Genomic DNA, 17,052 nt, shown 5'->3' with positions numbered 1-17,052 from the left:
GCCAAGGGACGTCTTCCACTCCAGGCTCAGCCTGAGCCCGGACGGCCGGTACCTGCTCGCGGTCGGATGGTTGTGGCATCCCTTCGGGGTCGCCATGGTCTACGACACGGCGCTCGCGCTCACCGACCCCGGCACCTTGGACGGCGAGGGTCTGCTGCCGGCAGAGGCGGTCATGAACGGCGAGGTGACAGCGGGCTGCTGGCTCGACGGCGATCGGCTGGTGCTGGCGACGGGGGGCGAAGGGGGGAGCGGCGAAGATGACTCCACGCTTCCGGCTCGCCACCTCGGGGTGTGGTCGGTGTCCGAGGGACGGTGGCTCCACCGCAATCCGATCGCCGATGCCGAGCCGGGTGTCCTGCTCCTGCCCCGCGGCGATCACGTGATCTCTCTCCTCGGCCATCCGCGACTGCTCGACACCGCTACCGGGCGCCTCGTTGCCGAATGGCCCGAGGTCGGTGTACCCGCCAAGGCCACATGCTTCGGCGTCACCCACGTCCCCTCTCCCGTGGCCGCCCTCCACCCCGACGGCACCCGGCTGGCCATCGCGCAGACAGACAGCATCGCCCTCATCACATTCCCGTGATCCAGCTCGCTGCACGAAGCGTGATCGTGCGCACCGAATCCCGGATGTGCCCATCCGCTGCGCAATCTCAGCGGAGCCTGCTGCAGGGCCCCGGCTTTTGCCGGATACATCCGGTCTCATCGCGTGAGGGCGTAGAGGGTGCGCGGCAGGGAACAAGCCTCCGACCCCAGGGATTTCTTGGGTGTGGTTCGCCCTGAGGCCGGGCAAGAATGGATCACGCGACAGCCGACGCCCTCTATGGTCTTGGCATGGCCAAGGTCTGCGTCTTCTGCGGGGGCACTCCTCTGACGAAGGAGCACGTCCTACCGCGCTGGCTCAAGGTCGCGTTCGATCCGACGGTCCGGCGACATCGGTACATCCGGTTGAGCGTGGACGCGGTCCGACACCACGACGCTCCGCCGCTGAACGAGCAAGTGAAGGTGGTCTGCTCCGACTGCAACAGCGGCTGGATGAACCAGTTGGAGGAGAATGTCAGGTACTTCCTACCTGACCTCATCCGCGGAAACCTGTGCACCCTCGACGCTGAGGCTCAGCGAGCGCTTGCGGCATGGTCTCTGAAGACCATGCTCATGTTTCAGCACACGCACCCTGCGGACGCGCGAGGCGTAATTCCGGCAGGTGACTTCACTTCGTTCCACGAGACCCGTGAGCCCACGAGGTCGATGCTCGGACGTCTGGGTTTCATGAACTATCCGCCTGACGACGCTGTTCCTCTCGTGGACACGCAGTGTCAGGGCTACAGCGCCGACGGAGTCCGCCGTACCGCATGGATCACCACTCTCAAGATCGGCTGCATGGTGGTACAGATCATTCGAGCCCCGGATGTCGCTGCGGGCAAGAGGCTGGCTCCCTTCGACTTCTTGCCCTCGCTGCGCCCGATATGGCCTACGAATGAACTCATCGAGTGGCCGCTTCCGGCGGCGATTCCGTACGAGATGATGCCAGCCCTGGCACACCCGGATGACCTTGATCTGACGATCATGCCTGCCTAGGTCAGAATCCGGTCGCACCTGTAGCACAGGCACCGCTACCGTCCTGACATGGACGATTCCCTCTCGTTCGAGAGCTTCCTCGAAGGAGCCAAGAAGTCCGCGCACCGCGCCATGGATGACCACGGGCGCGGTGACTACGACGAGTTCGCTCTCCACGGCGGCGTCGCCGTGGAGCGGCTCGTGAAGGCGGTCCTGGTCTCGAAGAACCCGGTGTACCTGTTGGAGATGCGCAGCGGGAGTCCTGACATGCTCCTGTACCTCGGCGGCCACCTGGAGATGAGCGCGGACAAGGTCCGTACGGTCGGCGCCAAGGACGCCATCAAGCGGCTCCGCACGTTGGGACTGCTTCCCCCTGATCCCAAGCTCGATCTGCTCATCGAACTCCGGAACGGCACTGCGCACACATCGGGCGGCGATCAGGCGAAGGCCCTGCTCCCAGCACTCGCTGAGACCGTCGCGGCCCTACTCGAAAGCATCGACCTCCCTATGGACGACTTCTGGGGCCGCTGGACGAGCGCGGTGTACATAGCCGTGGATAAGCAACGGGATGAGGTCGAGCGGGACGTCGAGATCCGGATCAGGCAGGCTTGGCACCGCTTCAGCGACCGGTTCACGGGACTCCCCGAGGGAGCCATGGAGAAGGTCCTTCAGGAGCCCCGACCTACCATCGGAGGCATGGTGATGGGGCCGATTTCGATCACGTCCGGTGAAGACTTGCTGGCCATGATCGGCTCCATGACATGCCCCGCCTGTGGAGGGCGGGCGCAAGTCAAACTCACCCCGGTCAACTCGTCTTCAACGGGAGCCGAACTGATCCCCGAAAGCCTTCGATGCCACCTCTGTGCGCTGGAACTGAACAGTCCAGACGAAATGAGAGCTTCCGGAACCGACATCCAGGTGGCCGGAATCTCTGCCTCGCTCTTCGCCTCCTGGGGTCGGACGCTTCCATCTGAGGTCGAGTTCGGCGAGACGCACGCAGGCTGATCACCACATAGCGAGCCTCGGCCACCTCGCCGGGGCTTTCACAGGCCCAGACCTGTTCAGGAGAGAATACGGCCGTGGATGCGGGACTTGCGGCCGTCTTGGGTGCGGCCATCGGTGGACTCACGGCTTTCGGCACCAGTTGGTTCGGATTCAGAACAGCACGCCTTCAACTACAGCACCAGGAGTCGGAGGCAGCGCGCCAGCGCCGGTTCGAGAGCCTCACGGAGAGACACGGTCCCCGATCACAGGCGTACGCGGACTTCATCGCGGCTGGTCAGGAGCTGATCGACTCCATGTATGGGCCGAAGGAGAATTGCCTCACTCAGTTTGAGACGCTTCAGGCCCACATCCGCAAGCGCCGATCAAACATCGCCATCGCGGGGCCGGACTCCGTGGTTCAGGCTGCGGGTGAGTTCGCGGACGAGGTCAGGAAGTTCAGAAACGAACTCGCCCACGGGGCCATTCGCGGCCATCCCCTACACCACAAGGGAAGGTTCGAACGTCCGTTGGACGGCTTCGCTAGGGCGGCCCGTGCTTCCCTTGAAGACGACGGTGACGAGACCGGATCAGGATGAGAGCGGGAGTTCGGCCAAGATGACGGCGTACGCCGGGGAGTCCGGGAATGATGCGTCGGCCTGCATGACCAGCACCGTCACCCGCCAGAGGCGACAACTGCGGACGCAGTCACAGACCTGATGGAGCGTCACTATCGGCCGCCAGGCGGCGAGGCGTGCGCGGTCTCACCCGAGAGCGACCCTTCGCAATCGAACGCCGCGGTAACTCTCCGCGACCGCTCCCCAAGATCTGTGCCAGAGCCCGAATGCCGACGTCAGCGCCACGCCAGGGCGTGGTTCAGCGCATTCAGCCTGATTTTGTGAGGAACCCCGGGGCTTCAGCCCCGGGAGGAATCGCATCCCGGGGTTGCGACGCGGAGCGTCGCGGTGTCGTGCCGCAGGTCATGGCGGTCGCGGAGCGGCCGTGATGCGTTCCGGCGGAGCCGGTGAAAGGTCATCGCGGGCGTTTCTGGTTCTCGATGTACTCCTTGATGACCTTGAGAGGGGCGCCGCCGGCGGAGGCGGCGAAGTAGGACGGGGACCAGAAGTGGTCGCCCCAGAGGTAGCGTCGGATGTGCTCGGGGAACTCCTGGCGCAGGCGTCGCGCAGAGACACCCTTGAGTGAGGGAGCCGACCAGCCGGGACAGTGCGACCTTCGGCGGATAGTGGACCAGGAGATGGACGTGGTCGGTCCCGCCGTTGAACTCGGTCAGTGCCGCGCCGAAGTCCGTACAGACATCCCTCATGACCTCCTGGCACCGGGTGAGGATCTCGTCGGTGAACGGGCCGCGCCGGTACTTCGGAGTGAAGACCAAGTGGACATGGAGGGTGTAGACAACCGTTCTACCCCTCCTCAGATCGGGGTTTGGTTCCCATCGCGGTGATATAGGGCAATGCTAGGCGTTACGCTCACCGGGTGAAGCTGGTGGTGCAGGTGAAGCTGCTGCCGACGCCCCTGCAGGCGGCGGCACTTGAGGTAACCCTGCAGGCCTGCAACGAGGCGGCGACCTGGGCCGCGTCGGTGGCGTTCGAGAAGGACGCGCTTCGCCCGCTGCCTCTGCGTAAGCACACCTACGCCGAGATCCGGGGACGCTGGGGACTGGGGGCGCAGGCCGCCCAGCACGCGATCAAGAAGACCTGCGACGCGTATACCACCCTGAAGACCAACCTCCGTGCGGGCCGCTACGGACGGCCCGGTACCAAGCGTCACACCCGGGCCTCGGGTAAACCGGTGACCTTCCGTCCACAGGCGGCCCAGCCCTACGACGACCGGATGCTGTCCTGGCAGCACGAGCAGCGCACGGTGTCGATCTGGACCACGGCCGGCCGGATGAAGGGCGTGGCGTTCACCGGGCAGGCCGAACAGCTCGCGGTGCTGGCCGCGCACCGGCGTGGCGAGTCCGACCTGCTCCGCCGGGACGGCAAGTGGTTCCTGATCGCGACCTGCGAGATCCCCGAAAAGGATCTGAACGCCCATCCCATCGGGTTCCTCGGGGTGGATCTGGGGATCGTGAACATCGCCGCGACCTCCGACGGCGAGCGTCACTTTGGCAGGCGGATCAACCGCAAGCGGGAGGGCGACCGCGAACTGCGCTCCAAGCTGCAGAAGAAGGGCACAAAGTCCGCGAAGCGGCGGGCGAAGAAGTACGCGGGGCGCGAGGCCCGTCGCAACAAGGACATCAACCACAAAATCTCGAAACGGATCGTGGCGGAGGCTGAACGCACCGGCCGCGGGATCGCCCTGGAGACACTGACGGGCATCCGCGAGCGGGCACGGCTGAGAAAGCCGCAACGCACCACGCTCCATTCCTGGCCCTTCGCTCAGCTCGGCGGCTTCATCGCCTACAAGGCCCGCCGGGCCGGAGTGCCGGTCATCTACATCGACCCGGCCTACACCAGCCAGGAATGCTCCCAGTGCCACCACATCGAACGCGGAAACCGGCCCGACCAGGCCAGCTTCGCGTGCAGGTCCTGCGGCTTCGTTGAGCACGCGGACCATAACGCGTCCCACAACATCGCCCGCAGAGGGTGGATGGCGTGGGTCTGCGGGGCCCAGTCAACGGCCCCTGAACTCACCCTCATCGCGTGAGTTCTGGACGCAGCCGTACCCATCACAGCCAGTGATGACTCGAGCAGCAAGCCCGGTCGTTCACGACCGGGTAGTTGACGTCCTTGGAATAGCCCTTGGGCGTGGTGAAGGAACCGTCCGAGTTCTCCGTGAAGCGCAGGGTGTCGCCGGAGGCGTCGTACAACACGGCCTCGCCGTCGAGGAGTTGGAGGTAGCGCTCGTACTGCTGCCACCAACGCTGCGACACCTTGCCCCAGGGTGCGTCCAGGGAGTTGTAGGTGCGTGCAAGGGTGCGCCGCTGTCCCACGCCGGTGATGTCGAAGTCGGTGGTGGTCAGCATCAGGTTGCCGGTGGAGTAGTTGATTCGGGCGGTCAGCGCGTCGGTGATCGCGAAGTCCGTGATGCGGTGCCAGGGGACATCGCCCTGGCCCTACGGAACAAACGCCAACGCGTCGCCGTCCGCAGCACCGGCACGGGCAGAACCTGCGCCGGGCTTGCCGTTCCTCCGGGCAGGCTGGGCGGCGCGTTCCTTCTGGGCCTTGCGCCAGGCCGCCACCTCCGCCGACGGCGACTTCTCCGCTTCGGGCGGCACCGGCCTGGTGGAACCGACCTTCACTTCCGGCATGGTGAAACGCGGCGCTTCCTTACCCCACGCGGAGGCAGGCTGCGGGTCGTCCGCGAACGCGTCAGCGGCCGGAAGCATCGACAGAGCCAGTGCGCTGGAGGCGATGACGGCCATTGCGGTCAGGCGGGATGATCTCTATCGATCAGCGTCCCAAAGCGGCCGTTCACGGCCGGTCCTGTGAACTCGTTCTGGGGGTCATATCCATAAGGCCGTTCACGTTGCCGCTGTGCTCACCGTGCTGGGTGCCTTGCTGGCCACAGGGTCCTTCCCTGCAACCCGCGCGGGTCGTCTGAGATCTGGCAGCCCGGAGAAGGCTCCTGGGCTGCCCGATCTCATCGCGGCTCGGGCTCGGTGAGGGTCTGCGCGCACCAGATCGTCTTGCCGTCTGTTGTGTGTCGGGTACCCCAGCCCTGGGTGAGCTGGGCGACGAGCAGCAGGCCCCGGCCGCCCTCATCGAAGGCGCGCGCCCGGCGCAGGTGCGGTGCGGTGTTGCTGGAGTCGGAGACCTCGCAGATCAGCGAGGTGTCACGAATCAGCCGCAGCCTAATCGGGGGCTCGCCGTATCTGATGGCGTTGGTGACCAGCTCGCTGACGACCAATTCGGTGACGAACGACGTGTCCTCCAGGCCCCAAGCCTCCAACTGGTCGAGCGCGAACTTCCTGGCCCGGGGCACCTGCGCGGGGTCGGGTTCGACATCCCAGTCAGCGACATGCTGGGGATTCAGCGCGTGAGTGCGAGCGAGGAGCAGGGCGGCGTCGTCGGTGCGGTGCTCGGGAAGCATGGCGTCCGTCACCGTGTCGCAGAGGTCTTCCAGTGAGGTGGCCGCGTGGTTGAGGACGCGCAGCAGTTCGGCGATCCCCTGGTCGACGTCGCGCTCGCGGCTTTCCACCAGTCCGTCGGTGTAGAGAGCGAGCAGGCTACCCTCGGGCAGTTCGAGCTCGGTCGCCTCGAAAGGCAGCCCGCCGATGCCCAGCGGCGGTCCCGGCTGTGCGTCCACCGGGGTCCTGATGCCCTCCGGAGAGATGACCAGCGGCATCGGATGACCTGCGCTCGCCAGCGTGAGGTGGCGGGAGACCGGGTCGTAAACGGTGTAGAGGCAAGTGGCCCCGAACTCGCCGGTCGGCTGGAAGTGGTCGGCGGGCCGGAGATCGCTGGCGAGGTGGATGACCAGGTCATCCAGGTAAGTCAGCAACTCGTCCGGCGGCAGGTCCACGTCGGCGAGCGTGCGGACCGCCGTACGCAACCGGCCCATGCTGGCTGCGGCGTGCAGGCCGTGGCCGACCACGTCGCCGACGACCAGGGCGACTCGGGCACCGGAGAGCGGAATGACGTCGAACCAGTCACCACCCACTTCCGCGTCGGTCCCGGCGGGCAGGTAGCGGGATGCCACCTCGACCGCCTCCTGGCTGGGCAGCCCCTGCGGCAGCAGGCTGCGTTGCAGGGTCAGCGCGGTCGCGCGCTCGCGCGAGTAGCGACGGGCGTTGTCGATGGCGACGGCGGCCTTGGCGGTCAGTTCTTCGGCGAGGATCAGGTCGTCGGCGGTGAACGCCTCCGGCCGCTCGCTGCGGGAGAACGCGACGACGCCGAGCAGCGCGCCGCGGGCTCGGAGCGGCACGGTGATCCGGCCGGTCAGTCCGTCCGCGGCGATGGACGCGTCGACCAACGGGTTGCCCGGCGGCCAGTGGGCCGGGTCGGCGGCGAGACCGGGCCCGAAGGCCCATTCGCCGCCCTCGCCGGGCTCGGCCGCGAGCTGGGCCGTGGACCTGCCGGTGGCCATGCAGCGGGCGGCGACGGAACCGGGAGTGTGGCTGACCGGTGTCGTGGGCCCGGGAGCCCGGTCTGTGCCCTCCTTCGCGCTGTGCTGGGCGGCACGAGTGAGCACGATGCTCTCTCCGGGGGTGAACTCGGACACGGAGGGCGGCTCCTCTCCGCGCAGCACCTCGTCGAAGAGATCTACGGTGACGAGGTCGGTGAATCCCGGCACAGGGGACATGGCCAGTTCCCGGGCGGTGCCGATCACGTCGAGCGTACGGCCGATGCCGCCGCTGGCCTCGTTGAGGATGAGCAGACGCTGCCGGGCCCAGTACTCGGCGCTCATGTCGAATCCCCAGTTGGCGACCGCGCGGACCCTGCCCTCGGCGTCCCGGACGGGCCAGATGCTGGTGGCCCAGGCGTTGGCGTAGTCACTGCCGCGCGGGCGGAAGACGGTGATGAGACGCGCGGCCATGCCCGTCCTCGCCACTTCGGCGAGCTGGTCGGTGTAGGGCTTGTCGTCCCTTTCGGGAAACAGCGAGCCGTCGAATTCGGGAAGCACCTCGCGGTACTTCTTGCCGAGCACCTGCTCCTCGGAGTGCGCGATCACCCGGCCCGAGGAGGCATTGATCCATAGAAACCGCAGCTCAGGGTCATAGACGCCCAGAGCGAAGGGACACTGCTCGAAGGCCAGGTCGGCGATCACCGGTCGGCCTTCCCAGCGCTGGACGGTCACCACATGGCCCAGTGCCTGCCCCTCGGGGCCGAGCAGCGGGTGAGTCGACACCAAAGCGTCCACCGTGGAGCCGTCCCGGTGGCGCAGGGTGATGAGCTCCGCGTGGTCGGGGCCGCTGCTGTGATTCTCGGGGAAACCGGGTGGTGGGGGAGCGGCCAGCAGGTCGGCCAAAGGGCACCCGACCGTGTCCTGCGCCGTCCAGCCCAGCAGCAGCTGCCCGCTCTCGCTCCAGCCGCTCACCACGCCATCCGGGCCCACCACGAGGGCGGTGGTGCGGACATCCTGCTTGTCGGCCATGTCCACGCGCTCCGCCTCCGTCCGGACATTGCTGCCCGTCAGGGCTGGTTTCCAGCCGCTGGTTCTCAGCCTAGGTCCGCTTCCGCTCCACGGCGCCCCAGCCGGTGCGTTCGCACGGGATTCGCGGGAAAGGAATCGGCGGCCCGACGCCGAAGGGCGGGGCCGCTGGGGAGGGGAACGCGGCACGGTCAGGGCCGAGGCCCGGATCCGTGGTGCTCCTAAAAGAGCCGGCAGCGGCATTCGTCGGCGGCCGTCGCGGATCTGATAGACGCGCTCGCGGGACAGTCCTGCCGCTTCGGCGATGGCGGTGGCTGCGGCCTTTCTGCTGGCGACGGCCGCCCGGATGACCGGACGTCGAGGCGGCCGAGAGCCAGTGGGCCGCGGCGCACGACCCGCGGCCGAGGACCTCTCGGGGTCGAGTCGGGTCCCCCGGCTCGACAAGCTTACAGTCAGACTTATAGTCTGGTTGTAAGTCGAGAGGAAGAAGGACCATGTCCAACGAACAGCGCAGTCTCGAGATCGCGATCCTGGTGTGCCCCGACTACGCACCGGTCGACGTCATCGCGTTCCACGCGGCCCTGGGCAGCATGCCCGGGGTGAATCTCCACCTCGTCTGGAAGGACTTGGACGAGTTCTCGGGTTTCGCCGGGTTCCCCACGCGCGCGACCACCACCTTCGCGGACTGCCCCGCAGACCTGGACGCCCTGTTGATCGGGGCGACGCCGCCCGAGCTCATGGAGGACCTCGACACGCTCGCGTTTCTCGCCGACCGGGGCTCCCGTGCGAAATGGGTCGCCGGCGTGTGCGAAGGCAGCCTGGTGCTGGGCGCGGCCGGTCTGCTGCGCGGGTACCGGGCCACGACCAACTACCACTTCTACGGCCTGCTGGGTCGGTTCGGCGCGACGGTGGTCGAGACCAGCAAAGTCGTGGAGGACCGGAACCGGATCACCGCGGGCCCGCCGGCGACCGGGTGCTTCGAAATCGCAGAGCGGCTGATCCAGGACTTCTTCGGCACCGAAGCTGCGCGCCGGATGGAACTGAACGCCGAGTACGCGCCGCACCCCCTGTTCGGAGTGGGCACCCCCGAGCTGGCCGGCCCGGAGCTCACCCGGGATGCCCTCGCGGAAACGCACGCGTGGACAGAGGCCGTCTCCCCGATCGCGCGGCGGGCTGCAGACCGGCTGGAGGTCTCCGACCCGGTGTGATCCCCTGAGTCTGGGACACTGTGCCGGAAGCATCCGACACGGGGAGAGACTCAGATGAGCAGCGAGGCGCCGGACAGTGCACTGTCGACCGTGATGCTGCTGATCACGGGCGGCCGCCGTCTGCAGGAGAGACTGGACGAGCGGCTCGCCGGCATCGGCCTGTCGACGCGCCTGCTCGGGGCCCTCGGCCACGTCGCCCGCAACAGCGACCTGTCCTACAGTGACCTGGCCCGCCGGGCAGGCGTCACGAGCCAGAGCATGCGCGCCACCATCCTCATGCTCGAGGAACTGGGGGCGGTGCGCCGCACACTGCCCGGACAGGGACACCGAGCACGTCTCGAACTGACCGACCGCGGCAGCTCACTGCTCTCCGACGCCCACACCGTCGCCGCCGAGCTGGACGCCGAACTCCAGGCGGGCCTCACGGCGGAGAACAAGCGAGCACTGGACCATGTCCTGCTCCACGCCCTGGGGCCGGTCGGCGCCGGATCGCCTCCGACCGCTCCAGGTCCTCTGGGCTGAGTGGCCGGATAGGCCCGAGCAGTCGAGCCATCCCGCAGCCGGCACCTTCACGAGGAGGCCGGCATGACCTGCAGTCAGCCAGGTGCGTGCCGCCCTGTACGAGCGGCTGCCGTACTCCGTCGAACCGCTGGCCGGTGCGGCGGATGAGCGCGAGGAGTTGGGAGCGGTTGTCCAGCGAAACCAGCACCATCGGGGGTGTCAGGGAATGGGAGGCGAAGGCGCTGACCGTGGTGCCGTGCGGGCGATCGCCGTCCAGGGCGGTGACCACGGCGACCGGGGCGGCGACGGCTGCCATGGCGTCGCGGAACGCCTGCGGGGTCGCGATGTCGGACGGCTGGGCGGTGATGGGCTGCGTGGTGGTGGTCATGACCGGGCTGGCTTCGTGAGGCGCGGGTCGAGACTGTACTGCTCGTGGGTGCCGAGGTTTTCGCGCAGGGTGGGGCCTTCGTAGTCGTCGTGAAACAGGACGCGTTCCTGCAGGATCGGGACGACCTGGTCGGCGAAGGCATCGAGGCCGTCGTGGTAGCTGTCGACGGCGATCGAGAAGCCGTCGCAGGCTCCGGTCTCGAACCATTCCTGCATGTGGTCGGCCAAGTCTGTGGCGGTGCCGGCGACGACCGGGTGGTAGTCGATGACGCCGTGGGCGAGCACGTCGCGCAGACTCCAGCCCTCCTTGGCCACTTCGAGGGCGCGGCGGAGCGCGGGTCGTGCGGGCCGGGTATGGCGTCGGCGCATGGCGTCGGCCAACTGCTCGGTGGTCAGCGGCTCGTCGAGCTGGCCGGGGCCGAGCGGGAGGCCGATCATCGAGCCGAGGTAGCGGACGCGCTGGCTCAGGTCGACGACCTCGTCCAGGAAGCGGCGCCGCTGAAGGGCGGCCTTGTGGGAGGGGGCAATGGTCGGCATGAAGCCGGCGAGCATCTTCACCTCGTCCGGGTCGCGTCCGGCGCGCTTGGCGGCGTCCCGCAGGGCCTGGCGCTGGGCCCGGGCGTCCTCGATGGTGTACGGGCTGGCGTAGACGCCGCTGGCGTAACGGCCCGCGAGTTCCAGGCCGTAACTGCCGCCGCCTGCCTGGAAGATGACCGGCTGGCCCTGCTCGGACGGGGGATGGGCAGCGGGCCGCGGGAGGCTGCGTGCTTGCCCTGTAGGTTGACCGGCTGGATCTTGTCCATGTCGGCGACCGCTTGCCGTCGACGTCGAGAAGCCAGACGTCCTTCTCCCAGCTGCCCCACAGTGCCTGGACGATCTGGATGACCTCGTGGGCACGTTCGTAATTCTCCGCGCGCGGCGGGATCGTCGCGCCGAAGTTCGCCGCGGCGACTTGCCGGAGGTGGTCTCCGCGTTGCATCCGGCCCGGCCGTGGGTGATTACGTCCAGGGCCTTGAACTGGCGGGCGAGATTGTAGGGCTCGGTGAATGTGGTGGAGGCGGTGGTGACCAGGCCGATACGCTCGGTCTCGCATTGCCTCCGCCCCGAGCTCAATGCCTTCGCCATTGCTGTGGCCGCTTGCCCACTGTTGGTGCTGCTGTTGTCAGTCGAATTGCTCAACCGTGATTTGAAACGGCACCGCTTCCAAGCTGCCACATTTCATAGTTCCCACATTCTGCCGTGATCTCGGCCGTCGACTGAGCCGCGGTGAAGAAGTCGTCGACCACCGGCGAGGTGTGCGATGCCGCCGCCGCGAGGCAGACCTGGTCGGGCGCCAGATCCGGGATGGGTACGTAACTGATGTCCGGACGTGAGTAGAACACGGTCTCCGAACGCCCCACGAACGAGATGCCCCGGCCGGCCGCGACGTGCTCGAGCTTCTCCTCCACCCCGCGCACCCGGAGTCCCGAGTCGGGGTGCGGGCGCCTGGTGGGCTGCGTGCTCGGGTCGGCATGCCAGACCAGCGGCTCACCGGCCAGGTCGGCCTCGGTGAGCTCGTCCTTGCCGGCCAACCGGTGACCGGCGGGTAGCACCACCATGAGCGGCTCGGTGTAGAGCGGAGTCAGGCGCAGGCCGGTCTCCTCGATGGGTAGTCGCACATAGCCGATGTCGACGCGGCCGTCGAGCAGCATCAGGGCCTGGTCATCCCATTCCATCCTCTGCACGTCCACGACCACGTCCGGATGTCGGGTCTCGAACGCTCGCGCCGCCGGGATGACCGGGATGCCGGCTCGAAAGCCGACCACCAGCCGCCGGCTGCCACGAGCTGCCACGGACACCCGGCGCCGGACCGCGTGAGTGGAGGCGAGCAGCGGACCGGCGTCGGCCAGCAGCTGTCGGCCCGCGTCGGTCAGCGCTACGCCGTGGCGATCCCTGGTGAACAGTGAGGCGCCGAGATCCTGCTCCAGTGCGCGGATCTGGCGGCTGAGCACCGGCTGCGCGATATGCAGTTCATCGGCTGCGCGGCCGAAGTGCAACTGGTCGGCCACGGCGACGAAGTAGCGCAATTTGCGCAGGTCCAGATCCATGGCGCCTCCCGGCCCGGTGATGCCTTGAGGGTATCACCACTTCTGAAAGAAGTCTTGGACACCCACTCAAGCCAATGGCATTGTTAATGGGGCCCGAGTGAATTCGGAATAGGAATTCGCCATCGATATTCGATAGCAGGACCAGAACCAGAATCAGCACATCAGGAATTCAGTCCCGTCCATCGCGTCATCCGACGGCGTTGACGACATAACGCTAACGGCGACGGGGTGGGAATGTCGTTCTATTCAGCTCCAGAAAGCAGCCACTTCATGAGCAGCATCAGCATTATCGGCCTGGGGAGCATGGCCAGCGCCCTGGCCGACCGGTCGCTCGCAGGCGGCCACGCAGTCGAGCTCATCGGCCGCGACCCGGCCAAAGCAAAGGAATTGGCCGCCGCGCTCGGCGCCGCCACTGTCGGGACGGTCGACGCCGCCCCGGCCGGGGACATCGTTATCCTCGCCGTGCCGTACGGCAGCGCGGCGGCGGTGGTCAGCGCGTACGGGGACGCACTGCGCGGCAAGGTGATTGTCGACGTCACCAATCCCGTCAACGCCGACTTCACGGGCTTTGTCACCCCCGAAGGTAGTTCCGGCGCGCAGGAGATCGCACAGTCAGCCCCCGCCGACGCGCATGTCGTCAAGGCGTTCAACACCCTGTACGCCAATGTTCTGGCCGCCGGGCCAGCCGAGGGTCGCCCCTTGGACGTGTTCATTGCCGGCGACGACGCGCAGGCAAAGGCACGCGTGTCGGCGTTCATCGAGAGCCTGGGACTGCGCCCGATGGATACCGGGCAACTGGCAATGGCGCGGACGCTGGAGAACGCCGCCCTGTTGATGCTGGGTCTCGTTGCCCACTCCGTCAACCACACCAACTTCTTCCTCGGTGTCAGCATTCTCAGCTGAGCGCACCCGCACCACTACTTCTCGCGCCACGTCACGTTCTCGTGCCACGTCACGCCAGTCGGTCTACGGCACGAGAAGAACCGCCCTTCTACCCATCCTCATAAGGACAGTCGCATGCGCGTTTTCGTCACTGGCGGGACCGGCCATTCCGGTCCGTACGTCATCCCTGAGCTCATTGCGGCCGGGCACGAGGTCACCGGCCTGGCCCGGTCGGACACCGCTGCGGCGGCGCTGTCCGCGCATGGCGCGAAGGTGCGTCGCGGCGACCTCCAGGACGTCGACGGGCTCAAGGAGGCGGCCGCGGACTCCGACGGCGTCATCCACCTCGCGCACAGGCAAGACCTGCTTCCGTCCGGCGGGATCGACGCCGTGGCCGCCGCGGAACTTCCGGCCGTGCTCGCGTTCGGCGAGGCACTCGCGGGAACCGGAAAGCCGCTGGTCGCGGCGGGGAGCATTGGCTCACCCGGGTGGGAAAACCTGGGCCGGCCGGCCACCGAGGAGGACCCGGCCCTTCCCGGCGGCGATGAGTACAGGGGCACCCTGCGGGTTCGTAACGTCGTGGAAACCACCGTAGTCGGCCTCGCCGAGCGGGGAGTACGGTCTTCGATCGTGCGGATTCCCCCCATCGCGCACAGCACGACCGACAGTGCCGGATTCCTCCCCCTGCTGATCGCGCTCGCCAAGGAGAAGTGCGTCGTTGGCTACCCCGGCGACGGCGCGAACGTGTGGCCCGCCGTGCACATCCGCGATGTCGCCTCCTTGTTCCGCCTGGCGCTGGAGAAGGGTCCGGCTGGCAAATACTGGCACGCGATAGAGGACGGGGGCATCCCGTTCCGCGAGATCGCCGAGGCCATTGGCAGCCGTCTGGGCCTGCCCGCCGTGAGCATTCCCTCGGACGTACTGATGCTGCCGGGATACTTTGGGTTCCTCGCGAATCTCGTCACGCTGGACCTCCCGGCGTCCAACCTCATCACCCGCCGGACCCTCGGCTGGGAACCCGCTCAGCCCAGCGTGCTCGCCGACTTGGACAACGGTCACTACTTCTCCGCCAGCTGACGGCAGGGACCTGAGACGTTGTTCGCGTTGTGCCGGCAGGTCCAGATGTTCCCGCAGCAGTTGCCGCATCAGCTCCCGTGCCCGCGTCGTGAGCAGTTGTTCCAGCTCTCCTTTCCGTACGGGAGCATCTGCTGGGCATGGTCAATTGGCCTCGGTGTGGCCTGACCGATGAGTTTTGCGCGCCGTGCCGGTCCGTACGTCGAATACCGACTCACCGGAGACTGACGCCATGCAGAAACTGACCTTCGCCATGAACATGAGCCTGGACGGCTACGCCGCCGCACCCGGCGACGACCTCGGCTGGAGCGTGCCGAGCGACGAGCTGTTCCAGTAGTGGTCCGACCGGGTGGACGCGACGGGCCTGCGCTGTACGGGCGCAAGCTGTGGGAGGGGATGAGCTCCCACTGGCCGACTGCCGACAAGCAGCCGGGTGCCACACCGGCGGCGATCGAGTACGCCGCCGCTGGCGGGACATGCCGAAGGTGGTGTTCTCCTCTACGACCAGCGAGGTTGACTAGAACACCCGTCTGGTCACCGGCGACGCGGTCACCGAGATCACCAGGCTCAAGGCCGACGACGGCGGCCCCATGGACATCGGCGGTGCCACACTCGCTGCGGCGGCCATGCGGGCCGGGTTGATCGACGAGTACGTGATCGTCACCCATCCGGTTCTGGTGGGCGGCGGCACGCCGTTCTTCACAGCCTTGGACAACTGGGTGAACCTGAGCTTGGCGGAGACCCGGACGTTTCCCGACGGCGTGTTGCTGACCAGGTACGAGACCAGGCGCTGAGTGCCCGACGGCGGATCAGCGCGGGCTTCGGGCTACCCAAGGATCTCGTGACGCTGTGTTCCGAGCCGATTGTGGCGTCCCTGCCGGATCGATCCTGTTCTTCACCGCAGACGATCCGTCCGGGTAGGGATTCCATGACGGACGACCGGACCGGTGACTACTGGCTCTCCCGGCTGGTGAGGTACGCCTGTCGCGGCGTCCGGTCGTCCAGTGCCTGGTGGGGCGGAGGGCGTTGTAGGTGTGGCGGAACTGATTGATCTCGACGGCGAGGGCATTGCCGTCGCAGGTGATCGCGCGGAAGAGGTGTTCGTACTTCAGGATGCCCAGGAACCGTTCGACTTCGCCGTTGGTCTGCGATCTGCTCACCCAGACACCCTTCGCGACCGCTCAACCTCGGGCCCTTGTGACCGTTCTCGCTAGTTGGCGAGTGAGGCGGGGTGGCTTCGCCGCTCGCACGGTTTCTGTTCATGCGGGTTGGCGGGTCTTGTTCGCGATAGCTGGCGGGAGAAGGGGCCGCTGTGGTCAGGTGATGACACTCATTTGTAACTGACGACCCCTGATCGGGCGTGATCTCACGCCTGCTTTATGAATCTCCCCAACTGTTTTCGGCAGGATCAATGAGGTTCTGTGCGTCAGCCCCAGTTGTGATCTCCGGTGAAACCGTCGATGGATTCGCGCAGGATGTCCGCGTGACCCGCGTGCCGAGCGACTTCCTCGAGCATGTGAATCAGTGAGCTTCTTCAGCGTTGCCGCTCCAGGGTGAGGATGGCATTGGCGATTGACGTCATGCGGTTTGGACTGCACCGGGATCGGCGGAAGATACGCCAGGACTTCAGGCGCGCGATGCCGCGTTCGACCGGTGCCCGTGCCGCGGCCAGGGCTCGGTTGAGAGTCTTCTCGGTGAGGGTGAGTTCCTGCAGGGGCCTGCGTTTGATGCCCGTGGTCACCCAGGGGCCACCGCCCTGGTAGGCGAGGTCGGCCAGGATAGGGACGCCCTGGCGCTCGCAGATACGGATGATCCGGTGGGTGCGGGCAGCGGTCAGGTCGTGAGATCGGCCCGGCAGTGCGGGTGAGAGCCACAGCAGCCGGCGCCCCGGATCGGTGACCACCTGCACGTTCACCCCGTGGCGGCGGTGCTTGGCCGAGTAGTCGGCCCGACCATCGCCGACCCGGTCGCACTCGGCGAGCGTGCCGTCCAACAGGACGAAGTCCGCATCACTCTCGCGCAGGACCTTCAGCAGACCCGGCGCACGTTCGGCGAGCATGCGGGTGACCGCGCTGGTGTAGGCATGGGCGGTGGACTCGCTGATCCCGAACCCGGCAGCGATCTTCGCCAGAGTGGTGTGTTCGCGCAGGTACACCAGTGCCACCATCGCGCGCTGGGACGGGCGCAACTTGCAGCGCCGGTCCCCCTCACGGGTGACAACGAGCATGGTCACCCACTCCACGAGCGCATGCGGCAAGTCGAGTGCGACAGGATAGATGACCAACGGGGCCCCCGAGCAGCGTGGTTGAGACGTCAGACACCTC

The 17,052-nt window shown here is 67.2% G+C and carries 18 protein-coding genes and 3 pseudogenes; 11 read left to right on the top strand and 10 right to left on the bottom strand.

Annotated features, from left to right (window positions below):
• The first annotated feature begins 94 nt into the window (after nt 1–94).
• From OG718_RS05225 to OG718_RS05210, 4 genes are all read left to right on the top strand, one after another.
• On the top strand, nt 95–583 hold the full coding sequence (locus tag OG718_RS05225; RefSeq protein WP_328843405.1) for a hypothetical protein: 489 nt from the start codon (nt 95–97) through the stop codon (nt 581–583).
• 248 nt (nt 584–831) lie between these two features.
• Nucleotides 832–1,575, top strand: a complete 744-nt coding sequence (locus OG718_RS05220) for a hypothetical protein (RefSeq protein ID WP_328843404.1) — start codon at nt 832–834, stop codon at nt 1,573–1,575.
• Between the two features lie 48 nt (nt 1,576–1,623).
• On the top strand, nt 1,624–2,559 hold the full coding sequence (locus OG718_RS05215) for a hypothetical protein (RefSeq protein ID WP_328843403.1): 936 nt from the start codon (nt 1,624–1,626) through the stop codon (nt 2,557–2,559).
• 74 nt (nt 2,560–2,633) lie between these two features.
• The gene (locus OG718_RS05210) at nt 2,634–3,134 is read left to right on the top strand and encodes a hypothetical protein (RefSeq protein WP_328843402.1); all 501 of its coding nucleotides are present in this window, start codon (nt 2,634–2,636) and stop codon (nt 3,132–3,134) included.
• Between the two features lie 433 nt (nt 3,135–3,567).
• Here the strand turns inward: OG718_RS05210 and tnpA are convergent.
• Nucleotides 3,568–4,000: pseudogene (tnpA, locus tag OG718_RS05205) on the bottom strand (IS200/IS605 family transposase).
• Between the two features lie 29 nt (nt 4,001–4,029).
• Between tnpA and OG718_RS05200 the strand changes: the two are divergent.
• Entirely contained in the window at nt 4,030–5,202 is a 1,173-nt protein-coding gene (locus OG718_RS05200) for an RNA-guided endonuclease InsQ/TnpB family protein (RefSeq protein ID WP_328843257.1), read from the top strand.
• A 22-nt stretch (nt 5,203–5,224) separates the two neighbouring features.
• Here OG718_RS05200 and OG718_RS05195 read toward each other — a convergent pair whose 3' ends face one another.
• The 3 genes from OG718_RS05195 to OG718_RS05185 form a co-directional block, all read right to left on the bottom strand.
• Complete coding sequence (locus tag OG718_RS05195) at nt 5,225–5,545, bottom strand: DUF6531 domain-containing protein (RefSeq protein WP_328847687.1); 321 nt, start codon at nt 5,543–5,545, stop codon at nt 5,225–5,227.
• Between the two features lie 66 nt (nt 5,546–5,611).
• Nucleotides 5,612–5,920 carry a hypothetical protein gene (locus OG718_RS05190; protein WP_328843401.1) on the bottom strand — a complete coding sequence of 103 codons (309 nt, stop codon included), beginning with the start codon at nt 5,918–5,920 and terminating at the stop codon, nt 5,612–5,614.
• A gap of 218 nt (nt 5,921–6,138) precedes the next feature.
• Nucleotides 6,139–8,592, bottom strand: a complete 2,454-nt coding sequence (locus OG718_RS05185) for an ATP-binding SpoIIE family protein phosphatase (RefSeq protein WP_328843400.1) — start codon at nt 8,590–8,592, stop codon at nt 6,139–6,141.
• A gap of 491 nt (nt 8,593–9,083) precedes the next feature.
• Between OG718_RS05185 and OG718_RS05180 the strand changes: the two genes are divergently transcribed.
• Nucleotides 9,084–9,797, top strand: a complete 714-nt coding sequence (locus tag OG718_RS05180; RefSeq protein WP_328843399.1) for a DJ-1/PfpI family protein — start codon at nt 9,084–9,086, stop codon at nt 9,795–9,797.
• 54 nt (nt 9,798–9,851) lie between these two features.
• Nucleotides 9,852–10,319 carry a MarR family winged helix-turn-helix transcriptional regulator gene (locus tag OG718_RS05175; protein WP_306935352.1) on the top strand — a complete coding sequence of 156 codons (468 nt, stop codon included), beginning with the start codon at nt 9,852–9,854 and terminating at the stop codon, nt 10,317–10,319.
• Here OG718_RS05175 and OG718_RS05170 read toward each other — a convergent pair.
• Entirely contained in the window at nt 10,219–10,587 is a 369-nt protein-coding gene (locus OG718_RS05170) for a flavin reductase (RefSeq protein ID WP_328847686.1), read from the bottom strand. The two genes, OG718_RS05175 and OG718_RS05170, sit on opposite strands and share 101 nt — an antisense overlap.
• On the opposite strand from OG718_RS05170, the gene OG718_RS05165 reads away from it, so the two are divergent.
• Nucleotides 10,487–10,705, top strand: a complete 219-nt coding sequence (locus OG718_RS05165) for a hypothetical protein (RefSeq protein WP_328848009.1) — start codon at nt 10,487–10,489, stop codon at nt 10,703–10,705. The genes OG718_RS05170 and OG718_RS05165 overlap by 101 nt on opposite strands.
• Here the strand turns inward: OG718_RS05165 and OG718_RS05160 are convergent.
• Both OG718_RS05160 and OG718_RS05155 read right to left on the bottom strand, forming a co-directional pair.
• Complete coding sequence (locus tag OG718_RS05160; protein ID WP_328843398.1) at nt 10,683–11,810, bottom strand: LLM class flavin-dependent oxidoreductase; 1,128 nt, start codon at nt 11,808–11,810, stop codon at nt 10,683–10,685. The genes OG718_RS05165 and OG718_RS05160 overlap by 23 nt on opposite strands.
• Before the next feature lie 50 nt (nt 11,811–11,860).
• On the bottom strand, nt 11,861–12,772 hold the full coding sequence (locus OG718_RS05155) for a LysR family transcriptional regulator (RefSeq protein WP_328843397.1): 912 nt from the start codon (nt 12,770–12,772) through the stop codon (nt 11,861–11,863).
• A 270-nt stretch (nt 12,773–13,042) separates the two neighbouring features.
• Here OG718_RS05155 and OG718_RS05150 point away from each other — a divergent pair, with 270 nt between their 5' ends.
• From OG718_RS05150 to OG718_RS05140, 3 genes and pseudogenes are all read left to right on the top strand, one after another.
• Nucleotides 13,043–13,675, top strand: coding sequence for an NADPH-dependent F420 reductase (locus OG718_RS05150; RefSeq protein WP_143645118.1), 633 nt, complete (start codon nt 13,043–13,045; stop codon nt 13,673–13,675).
• A 114-nt stretch (nt 13,676–13,789) separates the two neighbouring features.
• Nucleotides 13,790–14,731: an SDR family oxidoreductase gene (locus OG718_RS05145; RefSeq protein WP_143645117.1), complete on the top strand. Its 942-nt coding sequence runs from the start codon at nt 13,790–13,792 to the stop codon at nt 14,729–14,731.
• A 229-nt stretch (nt 14,732–14,960) separates the two neighbouring features.
• Nucleotides 14,961–15,522: pseudogene (locus OG718_RS05140) on the top strand (dihydrofolate reductase family protein).
• Between the two features lie 15 nt (nt 15,523–15,537).
• On the opposite strand, the gene OG718_RS54365 reads toward OG718_RS05140, so the two are convergent.
• The 3 genes and pseudogenes from OG718_RS54365 to OG718_RS05130 all read right to left on the bottom strand — a co-directional run bounded on the left by OG718_RS54365 (nt 15,538) and on the right by OG718_RS05130 (nt 17,012).
• Entirely contained in the window at nt 15,538–15,888 is a 351-nt protein-coding gene (locus tag OG718_RS54365) for an integrase core domain-containing protein (protein ID WP_443054908.1), read from the bottom strand.
• A 266-nt stretch (nt 15,889–16,154) separates the two neighbouring features.
• A pseudogene (locus tag OG718_RS05135) lies at nt 16,155–16,262 on the bottom strand (mycothiol transferase); the annotation flags it as partial.
• The gene (locus OG718_RS05130; RefSeq protein WP_328843396.1) at nt 16,263–17,012 is read right to left on the bottom strand and encodes a transposase family protein; all 750 of its coding nucleotides are present in this window, start codon (nt 17,010–17,012) and stop codon (nt 16,263–16,265) included.
• Between the last annotated feature and the right edge of the window lie 40 nt (nt 17,013–17,052).

This window comes from Streptomyces sp. NBC_00258 (assembly GCF_036182465.1).
Taxonomy (GTDB): domain Bacteria; phylum Actinomycetota; class Actinomycetes; order Streptomycetales; family Streptomycetaceae; genus Streptomyces.
The sequence above is the reverse complement of the archived record's forward strand: the minus strand, read 5'-3'. Positions and strand labels throughout refer to the sequence as shown.

Excerpts from the sequence above, each read along its gene's own strand:
- OG718_RS05225 (WP_328843405.1), top strand. The coding sequence starts at position 95 with ATGGTCTACGACACGGCGCTCGCGCTCACCGACCCCGGCACCTTGGAC.
- OG718_RS05220 (WP_328843404.1), top strand. The coding sequence starts at position 832 with ATGGCCAAGGTCTGCGTCTTCTGCGGGGGCACTCCTCTGACGAAGGAG.
- OG718_RS05215 (WP_328843403.1), top strand. The coding sequence starts at position 1,624 with ATGGACGATTCCCTCTCGTTCGAGAGCTTCCTCGAAGGAGCCAAGAAG.
- OG718_RS05190 (WP_328843401.1), bottom strand. The coding sequence starts at position 5,920 with ATGGCCGTCATCGCCTCCAGCGCACTGGCTCTGTCGATGCTTCCGGCC.
- OG718_RS05185 (WP_328843400.1), bottom strand. The coding sequence starts at position 8,592 with ATGGCCGACAAGCAGGATGTCCGCACCACCGCCCTCGTGGTGGGCCCG.
- OG718_RS05180 (WP_328843399.1), top strand. The coding sequence starts at position 9,084 with ATGTCCAACGAACAGCGCAGTCTCGAGATCGCGATCCTGGTGTGCCCC.
- OG718_RS05175 (WP_306935352.1), top strand. The coding sequence starts at position 9,852 with ATGAGCAGCGAGGCGCCGGACAGTGCACTGTCGACCGTGATGCTGCTG.
- OG718_RS05160 (WP_328843398.1), bottom strand. The coding sequence starts at position 11,810 with ATGGCGAAGGCATTGAGCTCGGGGCGGAGGCAATGCGAGACCGAGCGT.
- OG718_RS05155 (WP_328843397.1), bottom strand. The coding sequence starts at position 12,772 with ATGGATCTGGACCTGCGCAAATTGCGCTACTTCGTCGCCGTGGCCGAC.
- OG718_RS05150 (WP_143645118.1), top strand. The coding sequence starts at position 13,043 with ATGAGCAGCATCAGCATTATCGGCCTGGGGAGCATGGCCAGCGCCCTG.
- OG718_RS05145 (WP_143645117.1), top strand. The coding sequence starts at position 13,790 with ATGCGCGTTTTCGTCACTGGCGGGACCGGCCATTCCGGTCCGTACGTC.